27 protein-coding genes and 1 pseudogene are annotated in these 26,111 nt (G+C 34.2%); 5 read left to right on the plus strand and 23 right to left on the minus strand.

Features of this window, described 5'->3' with window-relative positions; translation table 11 throughout:
* Positions 1-113: 113 nt before the first annotated feature.
* Positions 114-1,046, minus strand: coding sequence for a glycyl-radical enzyme activating protein (locus tag BJL90_RS15530; RefSeq protein WP_156778821.1), 933 nt, complete (start codon positions 1,044-1,046; stop codon positions 114-116).
* A 75-nt stretch (positions 1,047-1,121) separates the two neighbouring features.
* Positions 1,122-3,677: a glycyl radical protein gene (locus BJL90_RS15535; protein WP_070969986.1), complete on the minus strand. Its 2,556-nt coding sequence runs from the start codon at positions 3,675-3,677 to the stop codon at positions 1,122-1,124.
* A gap of 346 nt (positions 3,678-4,023) precedes the next feature.
* On the opposite strand from BJL90_RS15535, the gene BJL90_RS15540 reads away from it, so the two are divergent.
* Positions 4,024-4,917 carry an ABC transporter ATP-binding protein gene (locus BJL90_RS15540; protein ID WP_070969988.1) on the plus strand — a complete coding sequence of 298 codons (894 nt, stop codon included), beginning with the start codon at positions 4,024-4,026 and terminating at the stop codon, positions 4,915-4,917.
* On the plus strand, positions 4,917-6,521 hold the full coding sequence (locus tag BJL90_RS15545) for an ABC transporter permease (RefSeq protein WP_070969991.1): 1,605 nt from the start codon (positions 4,917-4,919) through the stop codon (positions 6,519-6,521). The genes BJL90_RS15540 and BJL90_RS15545 overlap by 1 nt, the downstream gene beginning before the upstream one ends.
* 11 nt (positions 6,522-6,532) lie before the next feature.
* Here BJL90_RS15545 and BJL90_RS15550 read toward each other — a convergent pair whose 3' ends face one another.
* From BJL90_RS15550 to BJL90_RS15610, 13 genes are all read right to left on the minus strand, one after another.
* Positions 6,533-8,005 (minus strand): sensor histidine kinase, encoded by a 1,473-nt coding sequence (locus BJL90_RS15550; RefSeq protein ID WP_070969994.1) that lies wholly within the window; start codon positions 8,003-8,005, stop codon positions 6,533-6,535.
* A gap of 1 nt (position 8,006) precedes the next feature.
* On the minus strand, positions 8,007-8,690 hold the full coding sequence (locus BJL90_RS15555) for a response regulator transcription factor (protein WP_070969997.1): 684 nt from the start codon (positions 8,688-8,690) through the stop codon (positions 8,007-8,009).
* 40 nt (positions 8,691-8,730) lie between these two features.
* A complete protein-coding gene (locus BJL90_RS15560; protein WP_070970000.1) occupies positions 8,731-9,411 on the minus strand; it encodes an ABC transporter ATP-binding protein in 681 nt (226 codons plus the stop codon).
* 4 nt (positions 9,412-9,415) lie between these two features.
* Positions 9,416-9,952, minus strand: a complete 537-nt coding sequence (locus tag BJL90_RS15565) for a hypothetical protein (protein WP_070970003.1) — start codon at positions 9,950-9,952, stop codon at positions 9,416-9,418.
* 18 nt (positions 9,953-9,970) lie between these two features.
* Positions 9,971-11,161, minus strand: a complete 1,191-nt coding sequence (locus BJL90_RS15570; RefSeq protein WP_070970006.1) for an ABC transporter permease — start codon at positions 11,159-11,161, stop codon at positions 9,971-9,973.
* 30 nt (positions 11,162-11,191) lie between these two features.
* Positions 11,192-12,427 carry an efflux RND transporter periplasmic adaptor subunit gene (locus tag BJL90_RS15575; protein WP_070970009.1) on the minus strand — a complete coding sequence of 412 codons (1,236 nt, stop codon included), beginning with the start codon at positions 12,425-12,427 and terminating at the stop codon, positions 11,192-11,194.
* A 232-nt stretch (positions 12,428-12,659) separates the two neighbouring features.
* Positions 12,660-13,457 carry an ABC transporter permease gene (locus BJL90_RS15580; protein ID WP_070970012.1) on the minus strand — a complete coding sequence of 266 codons (798 nt, stop codon included), beginning with the start codon at positions 13,455-13,457 and terminating at the stop codon, positions 12,660-12,662.
* Entirely contained in the window at positions 13,441-14,145 is a 705-nt protein-coding gene (locus BJL90_RS15585) for an ABC transporter ATP-binding protein (protein ID WP_070970015.1), read from the minus strand. The genes BJL90_RS15580 and BJL90_RS15585 overlap by 17 nt, the downstream gene beginning before the upstream one ends.
* Positions 14,132-14,521: a GntR family transcriptional regulator gene (locus BJL90_RS15590; protein ID WP_070970018.1), complete on the minus strand. Its 390-nt coding sequence runs from the start codon at positions 14,519-14,521 to the stop codon at positions 14,132-14,134. The genes BJL90_RS15585 and BJL90_RS15590 overlap by 14 nt, the downstream gene beginning before the upstream one ends.
* Positions 14,522-14,722: 201 nt before the next feature.
* On the minus strand, positions 14,723-16,042 hold the full coding sequence (locus BJL90_RS15595) for a Na+/H+ antiporter NhaC family protein (RefSeq protein WP_070970021.1): 1,320 nt from the start codon (positions 16,040-16,042) through the stop codon (positions 14,723-14,725).
* 270 nt (positions 16,043-16,312) lie between these two features.
* On the minus strand, positions 16,313-16,921 hold the full coding sequence (locus BJL90_RS15600; protein ID WP_070970024.1) for a tyrosine-type recombinase/integrase: 609 nt from the start codon (positions 16,919-16,921) through the stop codon (positions 16,313-16,315).
* Positions 16,922-16,979: 58 nt separating this feature from the next.
* On the minus strand, positions 16,980-17,555 hold the full coding sequence (locus BJL90_RS15605) for a Uma2 family endonuclease (RefSeq protein WP_070970027.1): 576 nt from the start codon (positions 17,553-17,555) through the stop codon (positions 16,980-16,982).
* Between the two features lie 153 nt (positions 17,556-17,708).
* Positions 17,709-17,921, minus strand: coding sequence for a hypothetical protein (locus tag BJL90_RS15610; protein ID WP_070970030.1), 213 nt, complete (start codon positions 17,919-17,921; stop codon positions 17,709-17,711).
* A gap of 124 nt (positions 17,922-18,045) precedes the next feature.
* Here BJL90_RS15610 and BJL90_RS22845 point away from each other — a divergent pair, with 124 nt between their 5' ends.
* On the plus strand, positions 18,046-18,258 hold the full coding sequence (locus tag BJL90_RS22845) for a hypothetical protein (protein WP_236904935.1): 213 nt from the start codon (positions 18,046-18,048) through the stop codon (positions 18,256-18,258).
* Positions 18,233-18,892 (plus strand): transposase, encoded by a 660-nt coding sequence (locus BJL90_RS15615; RefSeq protein ID WP_236904936.1) that lies wholly within the window; start codon positions 18,233-18,235, stop codon positions 18,890-18,892. Before BJL90_RS22845 ends, BJL90_RS15615 begins: the two co-directional genes overlap by 26 nt.
* A 337-nt stretch (positions 18,893-19,229) precedes the next feature.
* On the opposite strand, the gene BJL90_RS15620 is transcribed toward BJL90_RS15615, so the two are convergent.
* From BJL90_RS15620 to BJL90_RS21575, 7 genes are all read right to left on the minus strand, one after another.
* Entirely contained in the window at positions 19,230-20,087 is an 858-nt protein-coding gene (locus BJL90_RS15620) for a DUF4158 domain-containing protein (protein WP_070970033.1), read from the minus strand.
* Between the two features lie 15 nt (positions 20,088-20,102).
* Entirely contained in the window at positions 20,103-20,948 is an 846-nt protein-coding gene (locus tag BJL90_RS15625) for a tyrosine-type recombinase/integrase (protein ID WP_070970035.1), read from the minus strand.
* Positions 20,949-21,031: 83 nt separating this feature from the next.
* On the minus strand, positions 21,032-21,307 hold the full coding sequence (locus BJL90_RS15630; RefSeq protein ID WP_070970038.1) for a hypothetical protein: 276 nt from the start codon (positions 21,305-21,307) through the stop codon (positions 21,032-21,034).
* 923 nt (positions 21,308-22,230) lie between these two features.
* A complete protein-coding gene (locus BJL90_RS15640) occupies positions 22,231-22,629 on the minus strand; it encodes a hypothetical protein (RefSeq protein ID WP_070970044.1) in 399 nt (132 codons plus the stop codon).
* Positions 22,630-22,643: 14 nt separating this feature from the next.
* Complete coding sequence (locus BJL90_RS15645) at positions 22,644-23,252, minus strand: tyrosine-type recombinase/integrase (protein WP_070970047.1); 609 nt, start codon at positions 23,250-23,252, stop codon at positions 22,644-22,646.
* Between the two features lie 141 nt (positions 23,253-23,393).
* Complete coding sequence (locus BJL90_RS15650; protein WP_070970049.1) at positions 23,394-23,807, minus strand: hypothetical protein; 414 nt, start codon at positions 23,805-23,807, stop codon at positions 23,394-23,396.
* 197 nt (positions 23,808-24,004) lie between these two features.
* The gene (locus tag BJL90_RS21575; RefSeq protein WP_081562039.1) at positions 24,005-24,304 is read right to left on the minus strand and encodes a Uma2 family endonuclease; all 300 of its coding nucleotides are present in this window, start codon (positions 24,302-24,304) and stop codon (positions 24,005-24,007) included.
* A 145-nt stretch (positions 24,305-24,449) separates the two neighbouring features.
* Here BJL90_RS21575 and BJL90_RS15655 point away from each other — a divergent pair, with 145 nt between their 5' ends.
* Positions 24,450-24,749, plus strand: a complete 300-nt coding sequence (locus tag BJL90_RS15655; protein ID WP_070970053.1) for a hypothetical protein — start codon at positions 24,450-24,452, stop codon at positions 24,747-24,749.
* Between the two features lie 64 nt (positions 24,750-24,813).
* On the opposite strand, the pseudogene BJL90_RS15660 reads toward BJL90_RS15655, so the two are convergent.
* Positions 24,814-25,875: pseudogene (locus BJL90_RS15660) on the minus strand (IS701 family transposase); the annotation flags it as partial.
* Between the last annotated feature and the right edge of the window lie 236 nt (positions 25,876-26,111).

Below are 26,111 nucleotides of genomic sequence, written 5' to 3' on the forward strand. Positions count from 1 at the left end.
AAATAAAAAAATGTATAGTTTAAACCGATTAGGTTAGCTATCTATAAAAAAAAAGATAATCTTAAAAATAAAAATATAAGTTTTTTAAGATTATCTTTTTATTTTGCTACTCACTAACTGATGCCACCAATTTTACATGACAGACCGCAGACTTCTATAGCCTTTTTTAAAGACATCATATGATCCTTCTTAGGGCTTTCGACTCCCTTCATCTGATATTCATGGCCTAAATATTCGTATTTGCTTTGCCCCAAACGATGATAAGGAAGAATATGTATTTCCTCAACCACCCCAAGACTACGGGCAAAGGCAGCAATCGCTTCAACATCCCCAATGCTGTCGTTAAAGTTTGGAATAATGGGAATTCGTACAATTACTTGAAGACCAGCTGCTGCAATTGTTTTACAATTCTTTAATATGATTTCGTTTGTTTGGCCGATATAGGCTTGATGTTTATGGGAATCCATATGTTTAATATCTAGTAATACTAAATCTACCCAAGGCAATACGCTTTTTAAGGCATCTTCACTTGCATAGGCTGTAGTCTCTATAGCTGTGTGCCAACCCTTTACTTTGCAAGCTTTTAATAATTCTTCTGTGAATTCAGGCTGTGCTAGTGGTTCTCCTCCTGAAAGGGTAATTCCTCCGCCGGAGCGTCTATAATGGATGGTATCCTTTTCTAGTTCAGCTACCACCTCTTCTACTGTTTGAATGGCGCCTGCCATATTTAATGCATTGCAATAGCAAACTTCAACACACTTTCCGCATTGATTGCATTTACTGTGGTTAATTCTGCTGGAAAGATGAAAATCAATGGCTCCAGTAGGACAAACCTTCAAACATTGCTTACAGTCCATACAGTTTTTTGACATATACATTAACTGTAGATTTTTTGGTTGTGACTCTGGATTGCTGCACCATCTACAGGATAATGGACAGCCTTTTAGAAATACAATGGTACGAATTCCTGGCCCATCATGTAAAGAAAATCGCTGAAGATCGAAAACCGTTCCCTTTACTTTTAGTTTTAATTGATTGATTGTCACTTGTTTTCCCCCCTTCTATCATTTTGTTTTAAAAATAAAGAAAGAGTAGGATACTCTTTCTTTATTTTTAAACTATTAGAAACTGTGTTCTGTTCTTTCAATAATATCATCTTGAATTGACTTATCTAAAGCTGTAAAGTGAGCACTATAACCAGCTACACGAACTACCAAGTTCTTATACTTGTCAGGATTTGCCTGGGCGTCTATAAGCATTTCGCGACTCACAACATTAAACTGAGCATGTAAACCTTTTTGATCAAAGAAACTACGGACTACAGCGGATAGGTTTTCTAATCCTGTTTGCCCTTCTAAAGCAGAAGGATGAAATTTTTGATTAAACAATGTACCATTGGAGGCAATATGATGATCTAATTTTGCCACTGAGTTCACTGCAGCTGTTGGCCCTGTTTGATCCCTTCCAGAAACAGGTGATACACCATCTGCCAATGGGGTGCCAGCTTTTCTTCCGTCAGGTGTTGCTCCAGTAGCGGCGCCCATAGGTACATTTGCAGAAACAGGATAAAGCCCTGGTTGAAATTGTCCTCCACGTGGATTTTTATACTTTTCAACCTCACGACAGTAAATCAAAGCCCCTTCACGTGCTAAGTCATCTACTTCATCGATATCATTACCAAACTTTGGTGCTCCATTCATCAGCATTTGGCGTATATATTCTTTATCTTTTTTTGTACCTAGGTCAATGTTAATATTGCTATTAACATTTTTTAGATCATCTAAGGAAATTTTCTTTTCTTCCAGTAATATTTTTTTCAGAACCTCCATAACCGCCTGCCTAGTTATTTCATCTATATTACTTAACTTCTTTTCAATTACACGTTGTCCTTGATCTCCAAAATTTGTATCAAGAGCATCCTTTAATTCCTCTAGTGTAATTTTCTTTTCATCAAATACCAGCTTCTTAATGGCTGCTAAAGAATCTCCCACATTTGCGACACCTACACCTTGAGGTCCTGTGAAGTTATAGTAAGCACCGCCCTCTTGTAGTGATTTGCCTTTACCAATACAGTCCTCCACCATAGAAGATAAAAATGGAAGTGGTGCTCGTTCTCCATGGGCTAAATCCACACTATTATTTGCATTGACTAAAAGCTTTACAAAATATTCCATTTGATTTTTGAAGGCATCCATGAATGTATCAAAGGATGTGAAGGAAGTAAATTCACCGGTCTTAGGTCCTATTTGCTTCCCCTCAGCCACACCGTTGTTGATGGTTAATTCTAATACTTTTGCCATATTAAAGAAAGCAGCATCATGCCAACCCTCTGTTTTTCCACCTTTTTGTGGTTCAACACAGCCAATAATACCATAATCTCTAGCATCACTTAATGAAACCCCTCGAGCTACTAAAGAAGGTATAATCACCTCATCATTATAGTAAGCTGGCATACCTAAACCCAATCGGCTGATTTCAGCAGCTTTTAAAAGTAGTTGGTCAGGCGCTTTATTCCATACCCTTATAGATATGGAGGGCTGAGGTAGCTTCGTATGGGCAGTAGCTTCAAGACACATAAAAGTTAATTCATTGGTAGCATCTTTTCCTGTTGTATCTTGTCCGCCAACAATTAAATTTTGAAACATTGGGTAACCGCCGAAGGCCTTCGTAGATCCTTCATCACGGACTTTATTAACATCGTTAAACTTAACCCATAGGCAGTCAAGAAGTTCTTGCGCTTCTTCTTTTGTAATTTTATTACTAGCAATGTCTTTCTCATAATAAGGATACATATATTGATCAAAACGCATCGGTGAGATGGAGTGTCCATTAGACTCAATTTGAATAACAGCCTGTACAAACCAAAAGGATTGTATTGCTTCATAAAATGTTCTTGCCGGATTTGCTGGTACCCATTCGCAGTTCTCTGCAATTTGTAATAGCTCTTCTCGTCTTTGTGGATTCAAGGATTGGTTGGCTAATACTCTGGCCTCTTCTGCAAAACGCTTAGCAAAATCTATCACTGCTTTAGCTGTAATGGTTACTGCTGTTAAGAAGTGATTCTTCTTTATAAAATCAGGATCTGCTTGGTCCGCCTTTGCTTTAGCCTCTTCTACTTCAGCAAGAATGCCATTGAACCCTTTCTTTAGCACCTTGTCGTAATCTACAGAAATATGTCCCACACCATTGAAATAATAATTCCCTACTGTAAAAACTCCTGCATTCATGGCTTCCTTGGTTTTATCAAACATATAGGATGTTGCCAGTTCATTTACTGTTTTTCCATCCCAGTATTTAAAAGTTTCACGAAGGTTTTTCTTTACCTCTTCTGAAATAAGAAAGACATCACCTTTTCTTTTAGCTAAAGTTTCAAATTCCTCTAGCAGCCATTTGTTTGAAAACTCAGGGAAAATTTGAGTAGCTCTGGGCTTGGTTGTCAAATTTCCTACAATAAGTTCTTCATCACGAATAACAACATTCATTTTGCTGAGTATTTTTTCTAAAGCCTTCGCCCTACGGATGTTTATTGGAGCTGCTTCTGTTTCTTTATAGGATTCAGTGATCAGCATGGCTCTTTCATCTTCAATTTCAGGCGTTACTGATAATAATCCATTAATTAGTCTTTCAATACGTGAACTTGGTACTGAACTACTAAACTGTTTCCATGTTTCACCCATAAAAAAGTCTCCCCTCACGATAAAATGTTTTTTAGTCGATTTCATTTATGAGTAAATTTTATTATCAAACATACTTTGTTTTTTTTACTATATTGACTATTTCTTGTACTTTGTAGATGAAAACATATTGTATTATTTTGATTTACTGATAAATCCTTATATTTTTTGTCTAAATATGCTTGAAAAAAGTCGCATCCCTAACTGATATTTCGCTTTTTTATATACTTCTTTTATAAATGGTGTTTTTCTATGGTTTCTGCCTTTTTCTCATAATACGCTATTCCCTACTAAAGTGAATAGATTTTTGATGTTAAAAAATACTATATACATAAAGGAGGTTCTTAAGATGATCATTTTAGAAACCAGCAATTTAACAAAAAGATTTGGTAAGTTTACTGCTTTAGACGGGGTTGATATAAAGGTGAAAAAAGGAGAGGTTTATGGCTTTATAGGACCAAATGGTGCCGGAAAATCCACTACAATCCGTATATTACTGGGTATTTTGAAAGCAAGTGCAGGTGAAGCCAAGATTTTTGGCAAAGATGTTTGGAAGGATTCTGTTGACGTTCACAAGCGAATTGCCTATGTACCTGGTGATGTGAATTTGTGGCCCAATCTTACTGGGGGTGAAGTGATCGATTTATTTGTAAAGCTACGGGGTGCTAATGATAAAAATCGTCGGGATGCGTTGATTGAAAAATTTGATTTGGATCCGTCAAAAAAATGCAGAACCTATTCAAAGGGTAATCGACAAAAAGTTGCATTGGTTGCTGCCTTTTCGTCAGATGCAGATTTTTATATTTTAGACGAACCCACGTCAGGACTTGATCCATTGATGGAAAAAATCTTTCAAGAATGCGTGATGAAGGTGAAGTTAGAAGGGAAAAGTGTCCTGCTTTCCAGTCATATTTTATCTGAAGTAGAACGATTATGTGATAAGATTGGCATCATTCGCCAAGGCAAAATGATTGAAACCGGCACTTTAAGTGAATTACGTCATTTAACAAGAATAAGTCTACTTGTTGAAACAAAGCAAGCAATGCCATCTTTAAGTGAGTTAAAAGGTGTTCATGCTATGGAAAAAAAAGATCAAGCTCTTTCCTTCCAGGTAGATACTGAAGAATTAGGTAATGTTATTAAGTATATAGGTGAATTTGGGGTTGTGAAGTTAGAAAGTGCACCACCTACGTTGGAAGATTTGTTTATGCGCCACTATAATGCAGAAGGAGATGGATTGTAATGTCAAAACAATTCTATTATCATACTGGAAAACTTGTCGCCTTAATCCTGCGTCGTGATCGTATTCGTATTCCTATATGGTTCATCGCTCTATCGCTTTTTACCATTGCTCTTGCCTCCTCCTTTCCAGGCCTATACCCGACGGTGCAGGAAAGACAAGCTATTGCTGCAACAATGTTAAACCCTGCCATGATTGCAATGTTAGGTCCTGGATTCGGATTGGAGGATTACACCTTTGGGGCAATGATGGCACATCAAATGTTGCTTTTTACGGCTATAGCTGTGGCCATTATGAGCATTTTGCTTGTCACCCGGCACACTCGGGCAGATGAAGAGGGAGGACATATTGAAATGATTCGTTCCCTCCCTGTTGGACGCTTATCTAATTTAAGTGCCACCATCTATGTTTTATTTGGAACAAATGTGCTTTTAGCTTTGGTAATAGGTTTTGGATTATATGGGCTAGGGATTGAAGGTATGGATTTAGAAGGTTCTCTATTATATGGCGCTGCACTAGGTGCAACAGGCATTTTTTTTACAGCCATTACAGCATTATTTGCGCAGCTTGCAGAAAATTCTAGAGGTACCATTGGATTTTCCTTTGGGATATTGGGTGTGACTTATCTTATTCGCGCAATCGGCGATGTTAGCAATGAAACCCTTTCTTGGTTTTCGCCCCTTGGCTGGATTTTACGGGCTGAGGCGTATGTAAATAATTACTGGTGGCCTGTTTTACTGACAGTAGCTGTGGGACTGGTAATCTTGATACTTGCCTTTTATTTAAATGCCGTCAGGGATTTAGGGGCAGGCCTTATACCAGCAAAGCCAGGCAGAAGAAATGCTTCAGTATTTTTACAAAGTCCCCTTGGCCTTGCACTGAGGCTTCAACGTACAGCAATGATTGCTTGGGGGATTGGCCTATTTATTTTAGGCATTTCTTACGGATCTGTACTAGGTGATTTAGAAGCCTTTTTTGCAGGCAATGAAATGATGAGGGAGCTATTAACCCCCATGGAGGGCTTTTCCTTAACAGAACAATATTTAACGATGCTTATGACCGTTATTTCTATGATGTGTACGATTCCGGCACTTATAATGATTTTGAAGCTAAAAGGAGAGGAGATAAAGCATCGTACGGAATATTTGCTGGCAGCGCCGATATCCCGCAGGCGTCTTATGAGAAGCTATTTACTCATCTCTATTATTTTTGGTTTTTTTGTTTTGCTGTTTGCTGTAATAGGCCTATGGTCTGCTGGAACAGCAGTAATGGATGAACCTATTTCTTTTGATAGGATGTTTACTGCTGCAATGGTTTATTTACCAGCAATGTGGGTCATGATTGGCGTTGTAGTATTTTTTATTGGCTTGTTACCACAAGTAACCAGCTTGGTTTGGTTCTATTTAGGTTATTCATTTTTTGTTGTGTATTTAGGAGGATTGCTTCAATTTTCCGATTTACTGACGAAACTATCACCCTTCGGTCATGTTCCCAAAGTACCCATTGAAGATATAAATTTCACCCCGATTTTCATCATGACTGCTATAGCAGTCATGTTAACGATGATTGGTTTTATAGGATATAAGCACCGGGATATAGAAGGATAAGCATGATAAACCTATAAAACCGAATCCGCTGTTTCCTTCAAGTCTATTTGTACCCAAACTTTTGTTCCTTTATTTGGTTGGCTTTCTATGCCGTAGTCAAAAGCATGAGTTTCCAAAATGTTTTTGACTATGGACATACCAAGTCCCGTACCACTGTTACTATCTCTTTTTCTTGATTTTTCCGCCTTATAAAACCTGTCCCATATATAGGGCAAATCCTTTTTTAAGATTCCTTTACCATGATCAATTACTTCTATCCTCACGTCATGATCTGCATTCAGTAGTCTAATTTGTATTTCACCATTTTCGTAGGAGTGGTTGATTGCATTGTTAATAATATTGTAAAAGACTTGATACATTTTGTCTTTGTCTGCACAAATCATCTTTTTTTTATCTTCAGCTTCCAAGGTAATCTTAACATGTTTATTCTCTGCAAAAAAACTTAGGTTATCAATGATACAATCCAAAAGTTCGTTTAAAGAAAATTTTTCCCATACCAATGTCATATGTCCTGATTCCATCTTAGATAAATAAAGGATATCCTCAATCATACCATTTAATCGATCGGACTCATCAATAATCACTTGAAGGTATTGTTCCCTGTCTTTTGCAGAAAAATTTTCCATATCCTTTACTAATTCAGCATAGGCCTTAATCAAACTAAGGGGGGTTTTTAGTTCATGGGATATATTTGCAATAAACTCTTTTCTAAGGGCATCTATTTTACTAAGCTGTGTTGCCATGTCGTTAATGGTTTCTCCTAAAGTTCCTATTTCATCATTGGACTGATGGTTTACCTTAACAGAAAAGTTTCCTTTTGCTATCTGTTTAGAGGCATCAATAATCTTCATAATGGGTTTTGTAAAAAACTTAGCAAAGGAGAAGGCTAATATTGTTCCTATTGCTAAGGAAAGAATAGAAATAACAGATAGTTGCTTTTTTAAAATAGTTATAGTCTCTTCTATTGGGTATAAAGGTGAAGAGATAATAATATTTCCTAATATTTCTTCTTTATTAAAGATAGGCATCCCCACTATAATAGATGCTTCAGGCCCCCTTGGACGCTTTTTATGGATAATAAAGGGACGACCCTCGTAAACATGTGACATAATAGTCTCATCTGCTAAAACTCCTGTAGAAAATCTTCTTTCATCTTTATTTGTTTCATGGTGATTTATCAGATATTTATCGGTATCAGGCACATCTAACAATACATTGCCTTCTTTATCGAGAATCAGCAGGAAGGCATGCATAGAAGCACTAAATTTTTGAATTTCTTCTATGACTTTATTAGGTATCGTATCAGAATCCTTCGTCTCTATCATCATAGCGCCTAGCTTTTTTGCTTCATTCGTTAGTATATATTCTCTTTCACGAATATAAAATTGATTTAATAATCCTACTTGAAATAACCAAATAATTAATAAAATAATGAGCACCAAAACAGTGAAACAAAGCCACAGCTTGCCGAGTATAGTTTTCATTTTAATCCCCTATCTTTAACTTATAGCCTGTACCCCAAACCGTCTGTATATATTTCTTATAATCACCCATTTTTTCTCTAAGCTGTTTAATATGGGTATCTACGGTTCTAATATCTCCTGTAAAATCATAGCCCCATACTTGATTAAGAAGTTGTTCTCTAGAATAAACAATTTGAGGGTTCTTTGCAAAAAAGTATAAAAGTTCATACTCTTTTGGTGTCAGGGAAAGCTCTTGATTCTCCAGTAGCACCTGTTTGTACATGCCTTGAATCTCTAAGGCCCCAAGGCTTATATTTTTTTTCAGTACTTTATTAAAATTTTGGTTTCTTCTTAGAACTGCTCTAATTCTTACCGCCATTTCCTTTAAGCTAAAGGGTTTTGTTAAATAATCATCTGCCCCTAGATCAAAACCAAAAATTTTATCATATTCTTCTCCCCTTGCTGTTAGCAGGATAACAGGTATCAAAGATTCTTCTCGTATTTTTCTACATACCGTCCAGCCATCAATTTCAGGCATCATAACGTCTAACAAGATTAAGTCAAATTGATCATTATTTATTTTATCCAAGGCTTCTTTTCCATTGCTAGCCTCTTCTATGCGATAGCCTTCATTTGTTAAGTAAATTTTTATTACATTCCGCATTTTCTCTTCATCATCAACAACAAGAATCCTCCCTGTATGCATACTATTACTCTCCTTAGAATAGATTATTTATTTAAATATATCATAAAAAATTATGAATTTTACCATCTTTTACATGAATAATTCTATGGGCTTTTTTAGCAATTTCTAAATCGTGGGTGATCAATACAATCGTATTGCCATCTTTGTTTAATTCCAAAAACAATTCCATGATTTCTCCACCGGATTTAGAGTCAAGGGCTCCGGTAGGCTCATCTGCTAAAAGTATTTTAGGTTTTCCTACCAAAGCTCTTGCTATAGATACCCTCTGCTGTTGTCCCCCTGATAATTCCATTGGTTTATGATTCACTCTATCTCCTAATCCTACCTTTTTCAAGAGTTCACTTGCCTCTCTATAAGCATCTTTTTTATTCAAACCCCTTAAAAATAGTGGAAAAGCTACATTATGAATCGCTGTATACTTAGGCAAAAGATTAAATCTTTGAAAGATAAAACCTACCACCTTGTTTCTAACATGCGCAAGCTCATCTTCACTTTTTTTCATAATATTCTCTCCAGCTAAGGTAAATTCACCAGAACTGGCAATATCAATACAGCCAATAATATTCATCAAGGTTGATTTGCCAGATCCAGAGGGTCCCAGCACTGCTACAAACTCTCCTTCTTCTACCTCTAAGGACACTTGGTTCAGCACAGTTAATTTGTTTTTCCCCATTTTATAGAATTTTACAATATCCTTCATATCAATTAGTTTTTGCTTCATGGTTCTACCTTCCTTGTATTATTCTAACTTGAATGATTCTTTCTTCATCATCTTTATCAAACCAAATCTGTAGCAGGGTACCTTCGTAGATATCACCGATATCCAGCTGTTTAGAAGTATTTTGACCAAAGCTAGTGATAGGTACCCCTACTGGAATCAGCAAGGTTGTTGTTTCACCAGTATATTTGATTTCTCTATTACCGCCAGGTCTCTGACCCCCTGGCATGGGTCCCATTCCTCCCCCAACAGCTACTTCATTAATGGGTCTTTGGTCTCCATTGTTTTGTTGTTCAGTCCTGATTTCAGGAATTTCTGCAAGTTCTAATAAAACTTCATTGCCAACAATGCTTTTTACTTTTCCATACAAATCAGGAGGGTTTTGTTCAGCATTAGGACTCCGCCCTTGGCTGTTTAGGTCTTCACTACGCTGTACTTGATCTGTTGTTTGTATAGCATTTGTTATTTCTTCATTTTTTTGACATCCTGCAAATAATAAAGAAAGTACTACAATACCTATTACAATTTTAAATGTTTTTTTCATTTTATTTAGCAACTCCTTTTACTCATAATTTAAGGCATCAATAGGGTTCAATGAAGCCGCTTTTGAAGCAGGATAGTATCCAAAAAAGGTTCCTATGACTACAGAAAATGTAAAAGCTAGGAAATATCCAAAAGAGGAAGGGATCACCCTTATTTGAAAATGGTTCATGATGGGCATAATAAGGGTACTGCTAAGAATCCCTAGAAAACCTCCAGCACCGCTGATAATAATCGCTTCAAACAAAAACATTAACAAAATATCTTTTTTTCGTGCCCCTATAGCCTTCATAATACCTATTTCTTTTGTTCTTTCTTTTACAGAGACAAATAGCACATTCATAATGCCTATGCCCCCTACCACTAATACTACTGTAGCAACTGAAAAAAGCATCAGGGTCATTGCTCTTGCTGAAGCTTTTGCAGATTCTAATCTGCTGCCGGCATCAATAATCATAAACTGCTCACTTTTGTCTCTGTAGAGGGTATATAAAATACTCTGAATTTCTTCTATACCGGAGGAGACATAGTGAATATCCTTTGCCAATGCAATGATATTGGGATTGGCATTTCTTCCTACTACATATCTTTCCGCTACATCATAAGGAAGAAAAACCCCTTCATCAGGACTTAAACCTCTGATTTGAGAATCTCCTAATCGTTTTAAAACACCGATAATTTCATACCTTCTTCCTTCTATGGTAATCCTTGATCCAATGGCTTCTGAAACATCTTCCTCAAAAAATAATTCTGCGATATCCATACCAATCACTGCTACTCTATCATTAAATGCACTATTTTCGTCGGTAATAAATTCTCCATAGGCCAGGTCAAGATTGTTAATTTCTTTTAAGTCCTCTGTTACACCTGCAATAGAGGCTTGGGATGAAGTATTATAGAAGTTGACATTTCCTCTACTGGTAATCATGATTGCAACCTTTGCAATGGATGGAGCATCCACTTTTATAGCTTCTACCACCTCCATGTTCAGTCTTTCTACCCCCTGCCTTCCAAAGCCTGATCCAATTTGAATGGTTCCTACACTTAAGCTGGCAAATTGCTCTTCAACACTGGCTTGACTGCCATTTCCTATGGCAAGCACCAATACAATCGTCAGGGATCCAACAATAACACCTAATGTAGTAAGAAAAACTTTTGATTTGTTTCCTTTAATATTTATAACAATAGATCTTAAAATCTCAATCAGATTCATGTTATCACACCTACTCATTTTATGTATTCTTTATTGCTCAATTAACACAATTTCTCCAGCATTTAATCCTTCTACAACTGCCACTTGTCTTCCATCTGTTAAACCAGTCTTAATATTTCTAAGGACTACCTCTCCTAGGTCATTTTTTACTTTTACCACCTGTATTCCTTCCTGCATTTTCACTGCCCTATTGGGAATAATTAAAACATTTTTTTCTTGACGGAGTATGAAGGCCACAGAACAAGTCATGCCGGACTTTATTCTATCGATCCCTTCTCCAAGTTCAATTCTAACATCATAAGTCACTAGACCACTTTGGTCTATTCTAGGTAAAGATGCTACTGAAGTTACATCACCAGTGAAGGTTTCCCCTTCATAAGCTTCAAACTTTACTTCTACTGTTTGACCTAGGGTGACATTGGCTAAATCAATTTCAGAAACTGGAACAACCACTTCAACTTTATCAGAATCCGTTACTACCATAAAGTGAGATGTATCTGCTGTAACCTGCCCCGTCTCCCTTACACTAGAAACTGTTTCACCCAATTTGTAGCTTATATTTAAGACAGTGGCGTCTATAGGTGATTGTAGCGTGGTTTTCCTTAAATCCTCTTGAGTCATCTCTAAATTAATTTTTGCATTTTCTACATTGAGCTTTTCTAATTCAATGTCTGTGTTGTTGTTGAACAGGGCGTTGTATTGTTCTACCTGTATTTCATAGGCAGATAGAGCGGTTTCTACTGCTAATCGCTTTATTTCTATGTCTTGTTTAGGATAATACTCCTCTAAACTGAGCATCGTATTATATTCCATTTCTGACTGTTCTAGTTTAAGTGCTAGGTCATCTACTTTTTGTTTTTCTGATGCTAGGTTTAATGCAAGATTTTCTTCTTTTTGCTGTAAAGTTAATAGGGCTTTATGGTAATTACTTTCAGCAATCTTTACTTGCTTTTTATGGTCTGTATCATCCAGCATCGCTAAAGTCTGCCCCGCCTTTATTTCCTCGCCAACTTTGACATATAAATTTTTTAATTTACCGCTTATGTCAAAGTCTAAGTTAACCACCGGTACTTCGGCTTGACCATCACCAGAGAACCCTATGGTTATATCACCTATTCTTACGGTTTCTTCTCTTGGCGCTACGGCTTCAGCAGTGGATTCTGTTGTTTTATTAAACATTCTGAAGCCTGTCAAACCTAACCCTACAATGACTGTAAGTATAATCGCTAACTTGAAAAATTTTTTTACATTGAACTTACCTACCAAGTACTTCTACCTCCTCTTTTTATTTAATTTTTCATAGTTGTATTATATTACCAATTTGTGATGAAATTGTGATATAAGTAAAATGAATCTATGAATTTTAAAAGGACATAGAAAATGACCCATAACAATATCGTTATGGGTCATTGATTTTAGACATCTTTGTCAGTTATATTCAAAATCATTATTTAAATTTAAAGCACCTATATTTCAAATTAAGATCTTTTAAAAAAATCTATAACTCTACCTTTTTATCATAAAGTGCAGCAGCAAAGAAAAAGAACACTGCAGAAATCAGGAAAATTGCTACTACCTGCATTACGAAGAACTCACTAGACAGAATACCACTAGCCATTATTTGACTACCAGGTGAAGGATTCATAAGGATATGGTCAAATTGGTTTTCTATGGGTGTAATAGCATTGTTCACTAGAGCCATGATTTTCCCTGCAAGTATATTTGTCATGATAAAGGTGACAAAGGTAATGACACCAGAAAACTTTTTAAATAAATAACCAATCATGGTGCTGAAAAAAGCAAATATAATCATTTGTATTACGGTAAGAAAGGAAAGTGTAATCACTTTTAATAGCACTTCAAATAGCTGGTAGTTGGATAAAAAACCAAATGCCTCTAATATAAATTCACTGCCTAGAAAATATAAAGAAAACAGTATTCCCATCAAAGCACTGGTACCACCTAAAACAATTAATTGCGTCATAACAGTTAAAAGTTTTGAAAAAAAGATACGCTTACCATCGACAGGCAAAGACATGATTAAATAAATGGTATTGTTATTCCATTCTCTTCTGACTGATGAAAAAGTACCTAATAAGATGATAAATATAGCTAAGAAGAAAAGCATCGTACTGGTACCTAGTATCGTAAAAGGCTGCCAACCGGTGGTAATTTTATAGGCAAAGTACAAATGACCTAAAAAGATGGCAGCGAATATCATCAAACTCTCGAACTTTACAGACATAAGGTCTTTTTTATATAAAGATAAAAGGGTACTATTACTTGATGTTTTCATACCAATATACCTCCTTCATGATTTCTATCAAGGACGCTTGATGTTCTTCTCTAAGTTCCTCTACATTCCCTTGAAGGGCAACCTTTCCTTGACGGATAAAGATTACTTCATCTAATATACCTTCTATTTCTTGAATTTCATGGGTTGTGATAAGGATACTTTGATCTCCCGCTCGATAATCCTTAATAATCGTTTCAATAATTTTATCTCTTGTTAAGATATCAATACCAGAAAGGGGTTCATCCAATAAAATTAACTTAGCATTTCTTGAAAAGGACAAGAGAAGTTTAGCTTTTGCCCGCATTCCTTTGGATAATTTTTTAATCACCATAGAAGGTTGTAATTCCAAAAACTTCATTAAATCTCTATATTTATCCTCTTGCCAATCAGTATAAAACGCTTTTATAAAGTCCGCCGCCTGTTGTATTGTCATCCAACCGTATAAGTAGTCAATTTCCGCTAAATAGGAGATATGACTTTTCGTTTCAGTATTTGGTTTTTGTTGATGAATCAACACCTCACCACCATTGGGTTTGTTTAATCCTACAATCATTTTTAGTAGCGTAGATTTTCCTGAGCCATTGGGCCCTAAAACACCAACGATTTTTCCTTCAGGAATCACCAAAGATAGATCATCCAGTGCTGTCGTCTTCCCAAATGTTTTTGTTACACCTTTAAACTCTATCATGATACGATACTCCCTCCTCTAAATTTTTTTGATATTTTTCTACCAGTGCTACCACTTCTTTATTCTCATAGCCTAAAGATTTCATCTCTATAATAAAATTCTTAAGTAAAGTCTCTGCCATTTCAGTTTTTAACGCCTCCAGCAGTTCTTTTTTTTCAAGAATAAAGGTTCCTTGACCTCGAATAGTTTCTGTCAAATGCATGTTTTCCATTTCACGATAAGCCCTTTGTACAGTATTGGGATTCACCTTTAAGGTCTGTGCTAACTCTCTCTGAGATGGAATTTTGTCTCCTATCTTTAAGTCACCCCTTATAATTTGCTTTTTAATATAGTCAATAATTTGTAAATAAATAGGTTTAGCATGATCAAAATCCAAAGCCTTCACCTCCTAAGTAATACTATTATAGTGCACTAGTTAAATGGTACACTATAATAGTATTACTTATATTCAAAGATGTCAAGGAATTTTTAAAAACGGTGAATGATTTGAATGAGTAGTTCAAAAAGAAATTCTACAGCGCCAAGTCCACTCTATTTTTAGTCGTGTCGGGGGAAGATAGTCCCAAATACTTTTTAATCATTCTGATTGTCTAGCAGCTCTACAAGGAGATACTTGCTTTTTTGCTCGTAGTAAATTCACAATTGGAAGTAAGTACAAATAACAAGCAGCGAGTATGCAGCTTACGGGTGCAGATACAGCGGCAATTGGTACTGCGGCTGCAATCGACCAGGGTATAAGCGGGGCCACCACTACCGCTGTATCCTCCAAAGTAATAGCAAGCTCATTTTGATCCTTGATTATTTCTTTGCACAGTTGATGGGTCAACATAATAGTCAGGGTCTGATTACAGGCAATCATACTGGCAAGTATGGATGTCGCAAGCGTACTGCCAAAGGGTGTAAATCGGCACGCTAACAAAGCAATATGTTTTTTAAATTTCTCTAGTAGTCTGGTTCCATCAAATATTCCAGAGTAGGAGGAGGAAATACAGACAATGGCAGAAACTTTTAGCATAGATAGAATGCCACCTCCATCTATCATCGCCGCCAGTTGAGGGTCTTTTGCCCGGTATCCTGTAACCATTATCTGTAGAAGCTCTAATACATCCATCTGCTGGATAACAACACAAATGATGCTTGCTGCCAAAATACTGATAATCATGGTATATTTTACGTTTATATTGAAGAGAGATAAAAGAAGGACTAACGCAGCAGGTAAAACAGTAATCCAATTCAGGACGAAATTCTCAGCAAACAATTGTAGTATATCTAAGGATGGAAATTCACCTTGCCCAGCTATTCCAATTAGCAGATAAGCTACACAGGTCACAGTAAAAGGAATGGCAGAGGTATGTATCATCTGCTTAATGTTTTGAAAAATATCAGTTTTTGTTAGTGTACTAACTAGAAATGCGCTGGTAGACATGGGTGAGCATCTATCGCCAAAATAAATTCCAGACAGAATTGCTCCCCCAACATAAAGGGGATTTTCACCCATAATATTTCCTATCATCATGCAAATCACACCAATCGTTGCAGCTGTTCCAAATGCTGTACCTATCAGTACAGATACTAGACAATTAAGCAAGAATACTATCAAGATAAAGGCTGAAGGAACAATTAATTTTGAAGAACTATAGATAATCATCGGGATCGTCCCCGCACCGCGCCATACAGCAGTAATGATTCCGATTAGCAAAAACACCAGCAAAATATTTTTTACCGTCCGAACTCCTTCCAGAGACATCTGGATCATCTGATAAATGCTATGTTTTTTCAGCAGTCCGTAAATAAAAAAGATAATGTATCCTAAAAACAAGGCATACAGAATCGACCTTTCCAGCAAAATTGACAAAAGTAGTCCTGTTGCAAAAATTCCAAATGTTATTGTTTCCATCTTGTCATCCCCCCTCTTATTATATTCTATACGAGAAGAATAACAGTTGTCTAACTGATATTTTTGATATACAATACAGTATTAATACTGTATTGTATATGGGGATAAAGCAGAAGAAATTACTCATACTGTACAAACGACCCACAACATTTCTGTTCTTTCACGCTGTTCGCCCTTCCATAATAATGTCATTAATAATAAATCCCCTAGAATCCTTTGTAAAGATTCCAGGGGATTTATTACATTTGCTTTGCTACATCAATATCCTAACTACCCTAAATTAGACTGCAGGTAAACATCTTTTTTCTGATCTTCTGTTATCCCAATGTATCTCAATGTTTGAGATTTAGAAGAATGATTAAAAATATCCATTAATAATTCTAGATCTGTTCCATTTTTAAATGCATGATAACCAAAAGTTTTCCTAAGCGTATGGGTACCAATTTCTCCAGATACTATTACACCTTTATCATTTCTTTCTATTAGTCCTATTGATTCAGCTGCTCCATTAAGAATTCGATACGCTTGTTGTCTAGTGATAGGACTATTCTTTCCTTTACGGCTTTTAAAAATATAACTATCCATATCCATTACTGGTAGTTCTTTTAAATAATTTTCTATTACCTTCTGTACAATATCTCCAAGATAAAACTTTTTGGTTTTGCCGGTCTTTTTCTCTGTAATAATGACGCAATCTTTAACACTTTTCCCACTAGGTTTAATTAAATCAGATATTTTTAATCTAAGAATATCGCTAATCCTTAAACCCACATTGATACCTAAAATAAAAAGAAGTTCATTACGTATAGATTGTCCTTTTAAAATAGCTCTCATGTTCTTAATTACTTTGTTATCTCTAATGGGTTCTACTGCCTTCATTTTATCAATCTCCCTGTGAAGTAATTAAGGCACCAGTGTATCCTGATGCCTTTTTAAGTTAAATAGAAGCAAATACTTGCGATAAATCAATTAAAAGATCAGGAAAAACAGAGATTTTTACTTTATTTTCTTCAGTGTAGGATTCTGGTCTACCATATCGTTTATCTTCCTGTAGAGTAAATATGTTAACATATTTACCGTCTGGATCAACGATCCAATATTCTTCTACTCCAGCTTTTTCATATTTGTTAAACTTTAGAACTCTATCTGTTCTCGAAGTAGAAGGAGAAGAAATTTCAATAATAAGCGTAGGAGTTCCGAAGTAACCTGTCCCTTTTAATCTGTTTTTATCACAAATAACTACTATATCGGGCTGAAATACATTGGTTATTTCTTCATCTTTTTCTTCTCCATCAGGTAATCGTAAATCAAAAGGGGAAGCAAACGCCTGACATTCTTTCCCTTGTAGATAATTTGCAAGCTGTCTATATAACTCACCAGAAATTGCTTGATGCTGCCAGGATGGAGCAGCTTGCATATACGGTACACCATCAAAAAGCTCCCATTGTTCATTTTCGGGCCAAGTTAAGTAATCTACATAAGTATATTTTTTATTTTCTTTTGGCAATGGCATAAAGATATCTCCTTTCATTTTGTTTCTTTTTTATCAATACCAATAAAGATTCCTTTTTCTTCTTGTTTTTTCATTTTTTATTAAACCCCCTTCTATCTTGTCCATGCTACTCCTATTTTTAAATATGATATAATTTCTTCCATATTTCTACATTCATTCAATTTTGTTTATCTTTTGACCTTTTTCAACTAGATATTCAATACAGCAGCCAATCAAAAAGGACTGGTTTTTAAAGCACAGTTCTTTTTCAACTAGATATTCAATACAGCAGCCAATCAAAAAGGACTGGTTTTTAAAGCACAGTTCTTTTTCAAGAATTTCATTATAACCTTTATCAATGTACCAATTCCAAAAATAATCCGGCATATAAATAGCTCCTCCCTCATAACCATATTATGTTACTAATTATAATTTATCATACCATTATGTAACATTCAATAAGATGTTTTTTAAAAATTAACTTTAAATCGTTGCTATAACAAGAAAGTGAATGTTACAAAAATTAGTTATCAATTTTAAGTCAAGTGAAAAAAACCGTATTCAAAATTCTCTTACTGTTTCAAATATTATGATTTCAAGTGTTGTTTCTGATACTTTTGGTGTAAGTTCTATGAAAATTATTAATCATTTACTTGAAAACCCTGATAATATTGATTTTGATGTGTCAATGATGTTACATGCAAGCATGCAGCATAAAGCATAAAGCACAGATAATCTCTAAGTCCATTAATGGTAACTTAACCAAGCCCCAGGCAGATAAAATGCGCGTTTGTCTTGACCACTTTGATAACATTGAAAGGCATATAAAAGATATTGAAACTGTTGTTTTAGGCTTAGTCCAACCCTATCTTCCTCAAATAGAGATAATTTTATCCTTACCTAGCATCAAAGATATTTTTACTGCTATTGCTATTATTGGAGAGATAGGTGTTGATATGTCAGTTTTTCACTCATCTAAACATCTTTGTTCATGGGCTGGCCTTACTCCTCAAAACAACGAAAGTGCTGGAAAGAAAAAGTCTGTTCGTGTATCTAGGGCTGGTGTATATATCAAACCTTTATTGGTTCAATGTGCAAATGCTGCAATTAAAAGCAAGAAATGTACATACTTCAAAGTACGCTATGACCAAATTAAGAGCTGCCATTTCATAATAGTGTCTATCAATAGAACCATCCTGCTGAAATACACAACGATTCCAACGATTAGATATAAATTCGATGGGTGCATCTTCTGGAACTTTTCTTTTTCCTGTTTCATTCATTTTATTAAGTATATCCAAAGCATCTACCAAGGGCTGATTAGCTTAATTAGTAGATTTAAATACCAGATGTTTTAAAAGCATAGGAGTATATTTCCTAAGCTGAGAGTATCTGTCATCTAATAAATCAATATAGTCATAGTTTACCGGTCGAGCTAATTGTTTTGCTTCTTCAATAGATATTACAATTTTATCCCATCCCATGACAGATTCTAAAATTTCAAAGGGATCTAAGCCTTCATCTTTAGCTTTTATAAGTGCAGCTCCAATATCAATATAATATATCAGCTTTTCGTTTAATGATTTTCCATTTTCTTTTTGAATTTTTTCATGCTTTTTACGACCTTTAGATAGTAATATATTAATTTAATTTGTTTATCATGAATATCAATAGCTTTATCAATTAAAGTTTGACTCAGTTCATATAGATAGCTAATATTGCATATCTCTTATTTTCATCAAAACGCCTAAATGAATGGGGTTCGTACTTTTTTCCAAGTCTAGATAATTGTCTTATTCTGTTGGGGTGAAGTTTATCAATATTTAAATTTAAGTTTAATTTTCTGATTTCCTCCAGGCGTTCAATAACCTCCAAGAATGCTTTTGGGGAAGGATACCCAAAATCTCCACGGAGCCAGGCGAGTTTTGTAATAGTTTCTTCGGATTCTGCATTAATAAGTCTATTCATAAGAGATTTTTGGTAATCTGTAATCGTAGAATTAATCATTTCAATAATAGTATCTTCAGCTTTGATTCTAGCATCATGAACAAACTTTTCTATAGTAGTAATACCAGGAAGTATGATCTTTTGTTTTCTTAGTGTCTCTATAGCAGTTTTCATTAGATTAATTATATTATCATTTTCTATGGCTGCCGATAGCAGAATGCTAAAAAGCGATTCCTCATCTTGTTCTATAAAATTCCTATATCCATATTCTTCACGGATTTCCTGTAAATGCTCTAGTCTTGTATTTTCTCTTTGTGCATATTGAGTCATTTCCTTTGGATCGATGTTAAGTTGTTCTGCTATATATTCTAAAACTAGATCAGGAATATGACTGACATTATTTAAAGCCCAACCAGGATTACGAAGTAACCCTAATTGGACTGCAAAACCTAGTCGGTTATAATCCCTTCTGTGGCGGTTAATAATTTCTTTATCTTGCTCAGAAAATGTATAGTATTTAGCAATCTCCCATTCGTTAATGTTGGGAGATATTTGCGTAAATTCCAAACGCTGCTCTTCGGTCAATAAAATTTCAGGGGTGGCCATCAAAAATCACAACCTTTACAATAGATTCGCCTTTCGTTTTATTTCACTCCTAGATGGATGAGTGTACAGCATAGTGGTATGAATATTTGAATGTCCAACTTGTGCAGCTACTTCATGAGTAGACCATCCATTTTCCAGAGCATAGGAGCAGAAAAAATGTCTTAAGGTATGGGGGGTAATTTTATCACTGTATTCATTAAAAACACGATTAATTACAGACCGATCTACTTTATTGGATTCTCGGCTAATAAATAGATAGGCACTATCTTTATTTTTTTGTTGCTCTCGCTCCTTTAAGTATTCTTTAATAGCATTAGATATCTTATCATTGATAATTACTAATCTTTGCTTTTTACCTTTTCCATACCTCACTAGTATTTCTCTTGCAGTTAAGTTCACATCATCTACTTTGATATTTAAAGCTTCAGATATACGCATACCTGAGTACGCTAGTAGAGTAACTATGGCATAATCTCGCTTATCTTTATTTTGCAATATTTTTTGACGAAAGACTTCTACATCAATTTTTGTAATAATAGCAGGGCTAACATATTCCTTTTGAATCTTAATGTAATCTTTTTTAGAGATAACTAGATCTGTTTGAACTTTTTGCTCTACAAGGAATTCATTGTATTTACTCAGAGCTGCTAACTTCGCATTAATAGATTCTGCTTTTAAGTTTTTTATATTTGACATATAGCTCATATAATCTAAAACATTCTCACGGTATAACTTAGTAAAAGGCGTATCAAAGCTTTCGCAGAACCATTTTAAATAGTTCTGTACATGTCTGGTATAGTTCTTTATAGTATTTATACTTTTAGCTTCTTTCTCTAACCAGTTTTTAAATATTTCAATCATAATATTACCCCTAATTATTCATATTAAATTCCTATATCTAGAAAAGGTAGTGTATTTCCACTACCTTTAAAATAATTTTTTTATTATTTTGTTTTTATTTGCTTGAGTGCAAAAATTTCTTTTTCTGTTTCAATTTCTTTATGTAATAGAAATTTTAACGTATCTTTGATATCAGAAATATTTTGAAATGTTTCTGTTTTAAATTCTGTCAAAATAGCAGTTTGCTCTTTTGTAATTTTTCCGTCCATTTTTATTTGCTCAATATCTTCTTTCATGGCATTGATATCTACCTGTATCTTAACTTGACCTTCTTTAATTTCTTTTAGTTCCATTAATACTTGCTCTAAAATTTTTTCCATCCTTATCCCTCCATCAAATTATTGTATTTTGTAAGTTTAAACCTAATGTTTCAAATACTTTGTTTTTAAATTTTCCATTTTGTATTTCATCATAAAAAATATATATAAACTTATATCCCTTTTTTTCAGCAAATCTTTTTTTAAAATCGTCTTTTCTTCGTTGATAATGAAAATTTTCTAAGGTTCCATGGAAATACTCTATAAATTCTAAATGCTGTTGCCCTTGAATTTCTATAAGGATATTTTTACCAAGTATTTCTATATCATAAGGTAATTGCCTATTAGTTATGGGATTTATACATTATAATACTCTTTCAAATAAACTAATTTCCTTATGCTAACTTCAACTTCTTTCTTTTTTTCATTGCAACTAGAACACAGTTGACTTCTTACTCGATGAGGTTTCTCACATAAAGTACAAATTCTACTAATCTTATTGTTAGTATCTGGTTCACAAGTACATACATATTTTAAGAAATCTTTAATTTTCAAAGTATTAAGCTTGCCACATGTATGTTTTATCCTGATCCTATCCTTGGGATGGAAAAAGTTTTTGTAATGTATATTGCTTAATATTTCTAATTCTTTTCTCTTCGCTATGCTGACTAGGTTATTTATATGGATATGTTTCTTATCCATAATTTTCCTTTCTCTTAAAGACAACATAATTCATGCATAAATTATGTTGCATTAAAAGTATTCAAAAATTTAATAAATTATGTTTCGCTCATTACGATAATTTTATCATTTCGCATGATTAAGTACAACATAATTTATGTTATATTGTACTCAAATGGCTTAAAGTGAGTTTTGTCGGTTTTGCTGGCGAGACCCCTATTTTGGGGTAGTGGGAGCATCCCTGTCACCAAGTGCAAAGTAAATGGTAATTATAACCATCTGCTTTGCACTTTTTTCTAATCACTTCACTCTATTATGATATTAGAAGTAGGTTGATATTCCTCAATATATTTAAAGTAAAAAGTATTATCTTCACTGTCATAGCCACAGTATACAAGTGGTAATATTTCTATAAGCTTCTTCCTTTTATCTATATTTATGACGCTTGGTATATGCGATACATACTCAATGTCGCCACTTTTGAAAATATTAACCCATAAGTAAGCATGGTCAACATTCCTACCTAGCAGAGTAAACATCTCACACTCTTTTCCATCTCGCATACCGGTCCGAAACACTCCTGAAAATTCTTCGAAGTCACCTATTTGTCCAAAATACTGCTCTTCCTGGTATTTATCAAAACGTCTGTCCCTTACTATGATAGTCCATTCAGTAAACTCAGGTCTCTTGAATATATAATCCATTCAATAATCTCCTTTCATCCTAAGTTTGATTGCAAATAAACATCTTTTTTCTGATCCTCTGTTATCCCGATGTATCTCAATGTTTGAGATTTAGAAGAATGATTAAAAATATCCATTAATAATTCTAGATCTGTTCCATTCTTAAATGCATGATAACCAAAAGTCTTCCTAAGCGTATGCGTACCAATTTCTCCGGATACTATCACACTCTTATCATTTCTTTCTATTAGTCCTATTGATTCAGCTGCTCCATTAAGAATTCGATATGCTTGTTGTCTAGTGATAGGACTATTCTCTCCTTTACGACTCTTAAAAATATAACTATTCATATCAAGAACTGGAAATTCTTTTAGATAATTCTCGATTACCTTCTTTACAATATCTCCAAGATAAAACTTTTTGGTTTTGCCAGTCTTTTTCTCTGTAATAGTGACGTAATCTTTAACACTTTTTCCACTAGGTTTAATTAAATCAGAAACTGTTAATCCAAGAGTATCACTAATCCTTAAACCCACATTGATGCCCAAAATAAAAAGAAGCTCATTACGTGTAGACTGTCCTTTTAAAATAGCTCTCATATTTTTAATCACTTTGTTATCTCTAATGGGTTCTACTACCTTCATTTTATCAATCTCCCTGTAGAATAATTAAGGCATCAGTACCTCCTGATGCCCTTTTTATTTAAATAGGGTATTCGGATTTGAGTATTGAATACCCCGATTTTCATATTTTTTCATTTACTGCTAAGAAGGTTGATGTCCATCTTACGCTACCTTTATAACCTTTTTTTCAATAAGTTGTTCAGCTATTTCTTTAACTTCATTTTCATTCTCGCTCAATAATACTTCAACTTCTTTTCCCCATAACTTAGATAATTCTATACATTTATTTTTAATATACTCATCTTCATATCCAGTGAATGAAATAGAATCATCAGTCAAAATAACGTATTTTCTCAACAAAATATTAGCACTATCCATATCAGATGTAGCATATCCCATACATCCATCTGAAGCTTCACCGTTTAAAATTCTTTCTGTTATAAATCCCGCATATTTAACCATGACCATGTTCTTTATTTGGCTTGCTTTAAGGATATTTGGCATATCTAAGAGAACTTGACCGCCAGTATTGCCGTTATCAATAATATTAACTTCTTTTATTGGTAATTCTAACATTCTAGCGATAAAAAAGTGACCTGCTTTTATTCGATAACTCTTCTTTTATTTTCAATCGCATAAATTCCACCTTTTCAATTGATTCTATAGCACCGCTATATCCTAATCGAATATCAGATTCAATATTGTAATTCGATTTAATAATTAAACGTTATATCAACTCTATTCTTGATTTCAATACTCAAATCCGAATACCCTTAAATAGAGGCAAAAACTTGTGATAAGTCAATCATGAGGTCAAGAAAAACAGAAACCTGTACTTTATTTATGTCAGTGTAGGCCTCTGGTCTTCCATATCGGCCATCTTCCTGCAGGGTAAATATGTTCACGTATTTACCCTCCGGATCAACGATCCAATATTCTTTCACGCCAGCTTTTTCATATTTATTAAATTTTATAACCCGATCTACCCTTGATGTAGAAGGAGAAGAAATTTCAATAATAGGGGTAATTAGAACATAGCTGCAATAGCCCGCAATGTAAAATAGTCCTTCAATTGGGACTTTTTACATTGCTAGTCATGATTTTTATGCTATAATTGCTTAAAGCTTTCATTAGGATGGTATAGATGAAAAAAATTATCTAAAACAGGCTTTAAGGAAGCATTATCTGATGCTTGCTTTAATTTAAGGGAGTGATTTAATGCAGAAATATTGGGGTTTTATTGTTGAAATAATACTAGGATTTATAGGAGGGATAATCAATTTTCATTTATTTTTTATTTTTACAAATAATAATCAGGATTTTATGATTAGAATTTTTGGTAGAAAATATTTGGAATTTTGGAACTACACGGTTTGCATTTTAATATATATAGTGGTTTTTGCTATATTATTATTTATAACGAGGCGTAAATTATTTTCAGTTACTTATCTAATATCTGCAATTTTAGCTTTAATAATTGCGCACATCATTATTTCAACAATTGGACCAGGATTTTAATGTTATTACTATAATAGTGCATTTTTGCTTCAAAAATTTTACAGTTAAATAAGCAAATAAATTCCTAGGCTATTTTTAGCTCCTCAAAAATTTTTTCAATAGGTTTACCTTGGGTTGCAGCAGAGTAAATCCAAATAACCTGAGATTTTTTCAAATCCTTTTGAGCTAGCTTTAGACCAGTATTAAAGTGAAAGATTTCTTTAGAGTAAAGTTTACAGTAAGTATACGCTAAGAGCATTACTACAAGATACCTATTAATACTTCTTTGGCTTCTAACTTGATAGCTATCTAGTCCTAAGTAATTTTTACAGTCTCTAAAAAACGGCTCAATGACCCATCTATCCGTATATTGAGTTAAAATATCCAAAGGCTTTAAAGATATGTCTAGGGATATAAATGCTTTCAAAGCACCTTCTTTATGAAGGGACTTTTCTGGATAACTTAATGTTATGGACACCTTTTTCATATCATTTAAGTTGCCAATATAGTTGTAAATATAGTTGTAAATATAGTATTTTTCACCTTTAACTGTGACGAGGTCAAAGGAATCTTTATCTAAGCCAGCAGCAAACTTATGTAGTTTAGCCCCTAATCTCTCATGACCTTTTGGGTAGATGACTCTGTTGGTTTTAAGTGCTCCAATGTAACTATATCCGACTTTAAGGGATGCTGTAAAAATAGCTTTACAGCTATACCAGCTATCACATAGCACATAGCCTTTGTTAATGGGTTTTGGTAAAGAGGAAATGAAGTCTATAGCAATATCTATTTTGCTCATTTTCTCCTTATCGTAAATTTTTATAGCATAGGGTAAGACTAAACCATCACAGGAAAGCAAAGCTACCACTAATTGATGTCCATATACAGTTTTTCTTTTTAAATGAGAATTATGAAAAGAGCATTTTTCAATAATATTTTTAGCCTTTGACGAGGGCTTAGTTTTTTCAGAAACTGTATCATCAATAATCATGTATACGGGTTTATTTGTTTCCTTTGACTTGCTCCAAATAAGCTCTATAACTGCCAATTTTAAAGAGTTCATTAATAGTTCCTCTTTCCATTTACTCTGAGAAAAAAACCTTGAAATACTAGTTCTATGCTTTGGAGAAGTAAGCATAGCTATATCCGTTGTATCCTTTTAAAACCATAGCATTCATGGTGTTTTCTAGGTGTTTGAGTTGAAGCTTAGTCAGGTATAAATCAAATTTTAATTTTTTAAAAAAATTGTATATGGATAGCTCATTTGATATAATTGAGTTCTGAAACATTTATGCATATCTCCTTGTTATGTTTTGTGTGAGAACTTAATTATAACAGGATTTTGCATAAATGTTTTTTCATTTTATTCAACTGTAAAATTTT

Origin of the sequence: Clostridium formicaceticum, assembly GCF_001854185.1 — a bacterium.
Lineage (GTDB): Bacteria > Bacillota > Clostridia > Peptostreptococcales > Natronincolaceae > Andreesenella > Andreesenella formicacetica.

What these genes read in the sequence shown, in the direction of transcription:
- BJL90_RS15535 (WP_070969986.1), bottom strand. Translation starts at nt 3,677, where the DNA reads ATGGGTGAAACATGGAAACAGTTTAGTAGTTCAGTACCAAGTTCACGT.
- BJL90_RS15540 (WP_070969988.1), top strand. Translation starts at nt 4,024, where the DNA reads ATGATCATTTTAGAAACCAGCAATTTAACAAAAAGATTTGGTAAGTTT.
- BJL90_RS15545 (WP_070969991.1), top strand. Translation starts at nt 4,917, where the DNA reads ATGTCAAAACAATTCTATTATCATACTGGAAAACTTGTCGCCTTAATC.
- BJL90_RS15550 (WP_070969994.1), bottom strand. Translation starts at nt 8,005, where the DNA reads ATGAAAACTATACTCGGCAAGCTGTGGCTTTGTTTCACTGTTTTGGTG.
- BJL90_RS15555 (WP_070969997.1), bottom strand. Translation starts at nt 8,690, where the DNA reads ATGCATACAGGGAGGATTCTTGTTGTTGATGATGAAGAGAAAATGCGG.
- BJL90_RS15560 (WP_070970000.1), bottom strand. Translation starts at nt 9,411, where the DNA reads ATGAAGCAAAAACTAATTGATATGAAGGATATTGTAAAATTCTATAAA.
- BJL90_RS15565 (WP_070970003.1), bottom strand. Translation starts at nt 9,952, where the DNA reads ATGAAAAAAACATTTAAAATTGTAATAGGTATTGTAGTACTTTCTTTA.
- BJL90_RS15570 (WP_070970006.1), bottom strand. Translation starts at nt 11,161, where the DNA reads ATGAATCTGATTGAGATTTTAAGATCTATTGTTATAAATATTAAAGGA.
- BJL90_RS15580 (WP_070970012.1), bottom strand. Translation starts at nt 13,457, where the DNA reads ATGAAAACATCAAGTAATAGTACCCTTTTATCTTTATATAAAAAAGAC.
- BJL90_RS15585 (WP_070970015.1), bottom strand. Translation starts at nt 14,145, where the DNA reads ATGATAGAGTTTAAAGGTGTAACAAAAACATTTGGGAAGACGACAGCA.
- BJL90_RS15595 (WP_070970021.1), bottom strand. Translation starts at nt 16,042, where the DNA reads ATGGAAACAATAACATTTGGAATTTTTGCAACAGGACTACTTTTGTCA.
- BJL90_RS15600 (WP_070970024.1), bottom strand. Translation starts at nt 16,921, where the DNA reads ATGAAGGCAGTAGAACCCATTAGAGATAACAAAGTAATTAAGAACATG.
- BJL90_RS15605 (WP_070970027.1), bottom strand. Translation starts at nt 17,555, where the DNA reads ATGCCATTGCCAAAAGAAAATAAAAAATATACTTATGTAGATTACTTA.
- BJL90_RS15610 (WP_070970030.1), bottom strand. Translation starts at nt 17,921, where the DNA reads ATGCCGGATTATTTTTGGAATTGGTACATTGATAAAGGTTATAATGAA.
- BJL90_RS22845 (WP_236904935.1), top strand. Translation starts at nt 18,046, where the DNA reads ATGTTACAAAAATTAGTTATCAATTTTAAGTCAAGTGAAAAAAACCGT.
- BJL90_RS15615 (WP_236904936.1), top strand. Translation starts at nt 18,233, where the DNA reads ATGCAAGCATGCAGCATAAAGCATAAAGCACAGATAATCTCTAAGTCC.
- BJL90_RS15620 (WP_070970033.1), bottom strand. Translation starts at nt 20,087, where the DNA reads ATGGCCACCCCTGAAATTTTATTGACCGAAGAGCAGCGTTTGGAATTT.
- BJL90_RS15625 (WP_070970035.1), bottom strand. Translation starts at nt 20,948, where the DNA reads ATGATTGAAATATTTAAAAACTGGTTAGAGAAAGAAGCTAAAAGTATA.
- BJL90_RS15630 (WP_070970038.1), bottom strand. Translation starts at nt 21,307, where the DNA reads ATGGAAAAAATTTTAGAGCAAGTATTAATGGAACTAAAAGAAATTAAA.
- BJL90_RS15640 (WP_070970044.1), bottom strand. Translation starts at nt 22,629, where the DNA reads ATGGATTATATATTCAAGAGACCTGAGTTTACTGAATGGACTATCATA.
- BJL90_RS15645 (WP_070970047.1), bottom strand. Translation starts at nt 23,252, where the DNA reads ATGAAGGTAGTAGAACCCATTAGAGATAACAAAGTGATTAAAAATATG.
- BJL90_RS15650 (WP_070970049.1), bottom strand. Translation starts at nt 23,807, where the DNA reads ATGTTAGAATTACCAATAAAAGAAGTTAATATTATTGATAACGGCAAT.
- BJL90_RS15655 (WP_070970053.1), top strand. Translation starts at nt 24,450, where the DNA reads ATGCAGAAATATTGGGGTTTTATTGTTGAAATAATACTAGGATTTATA.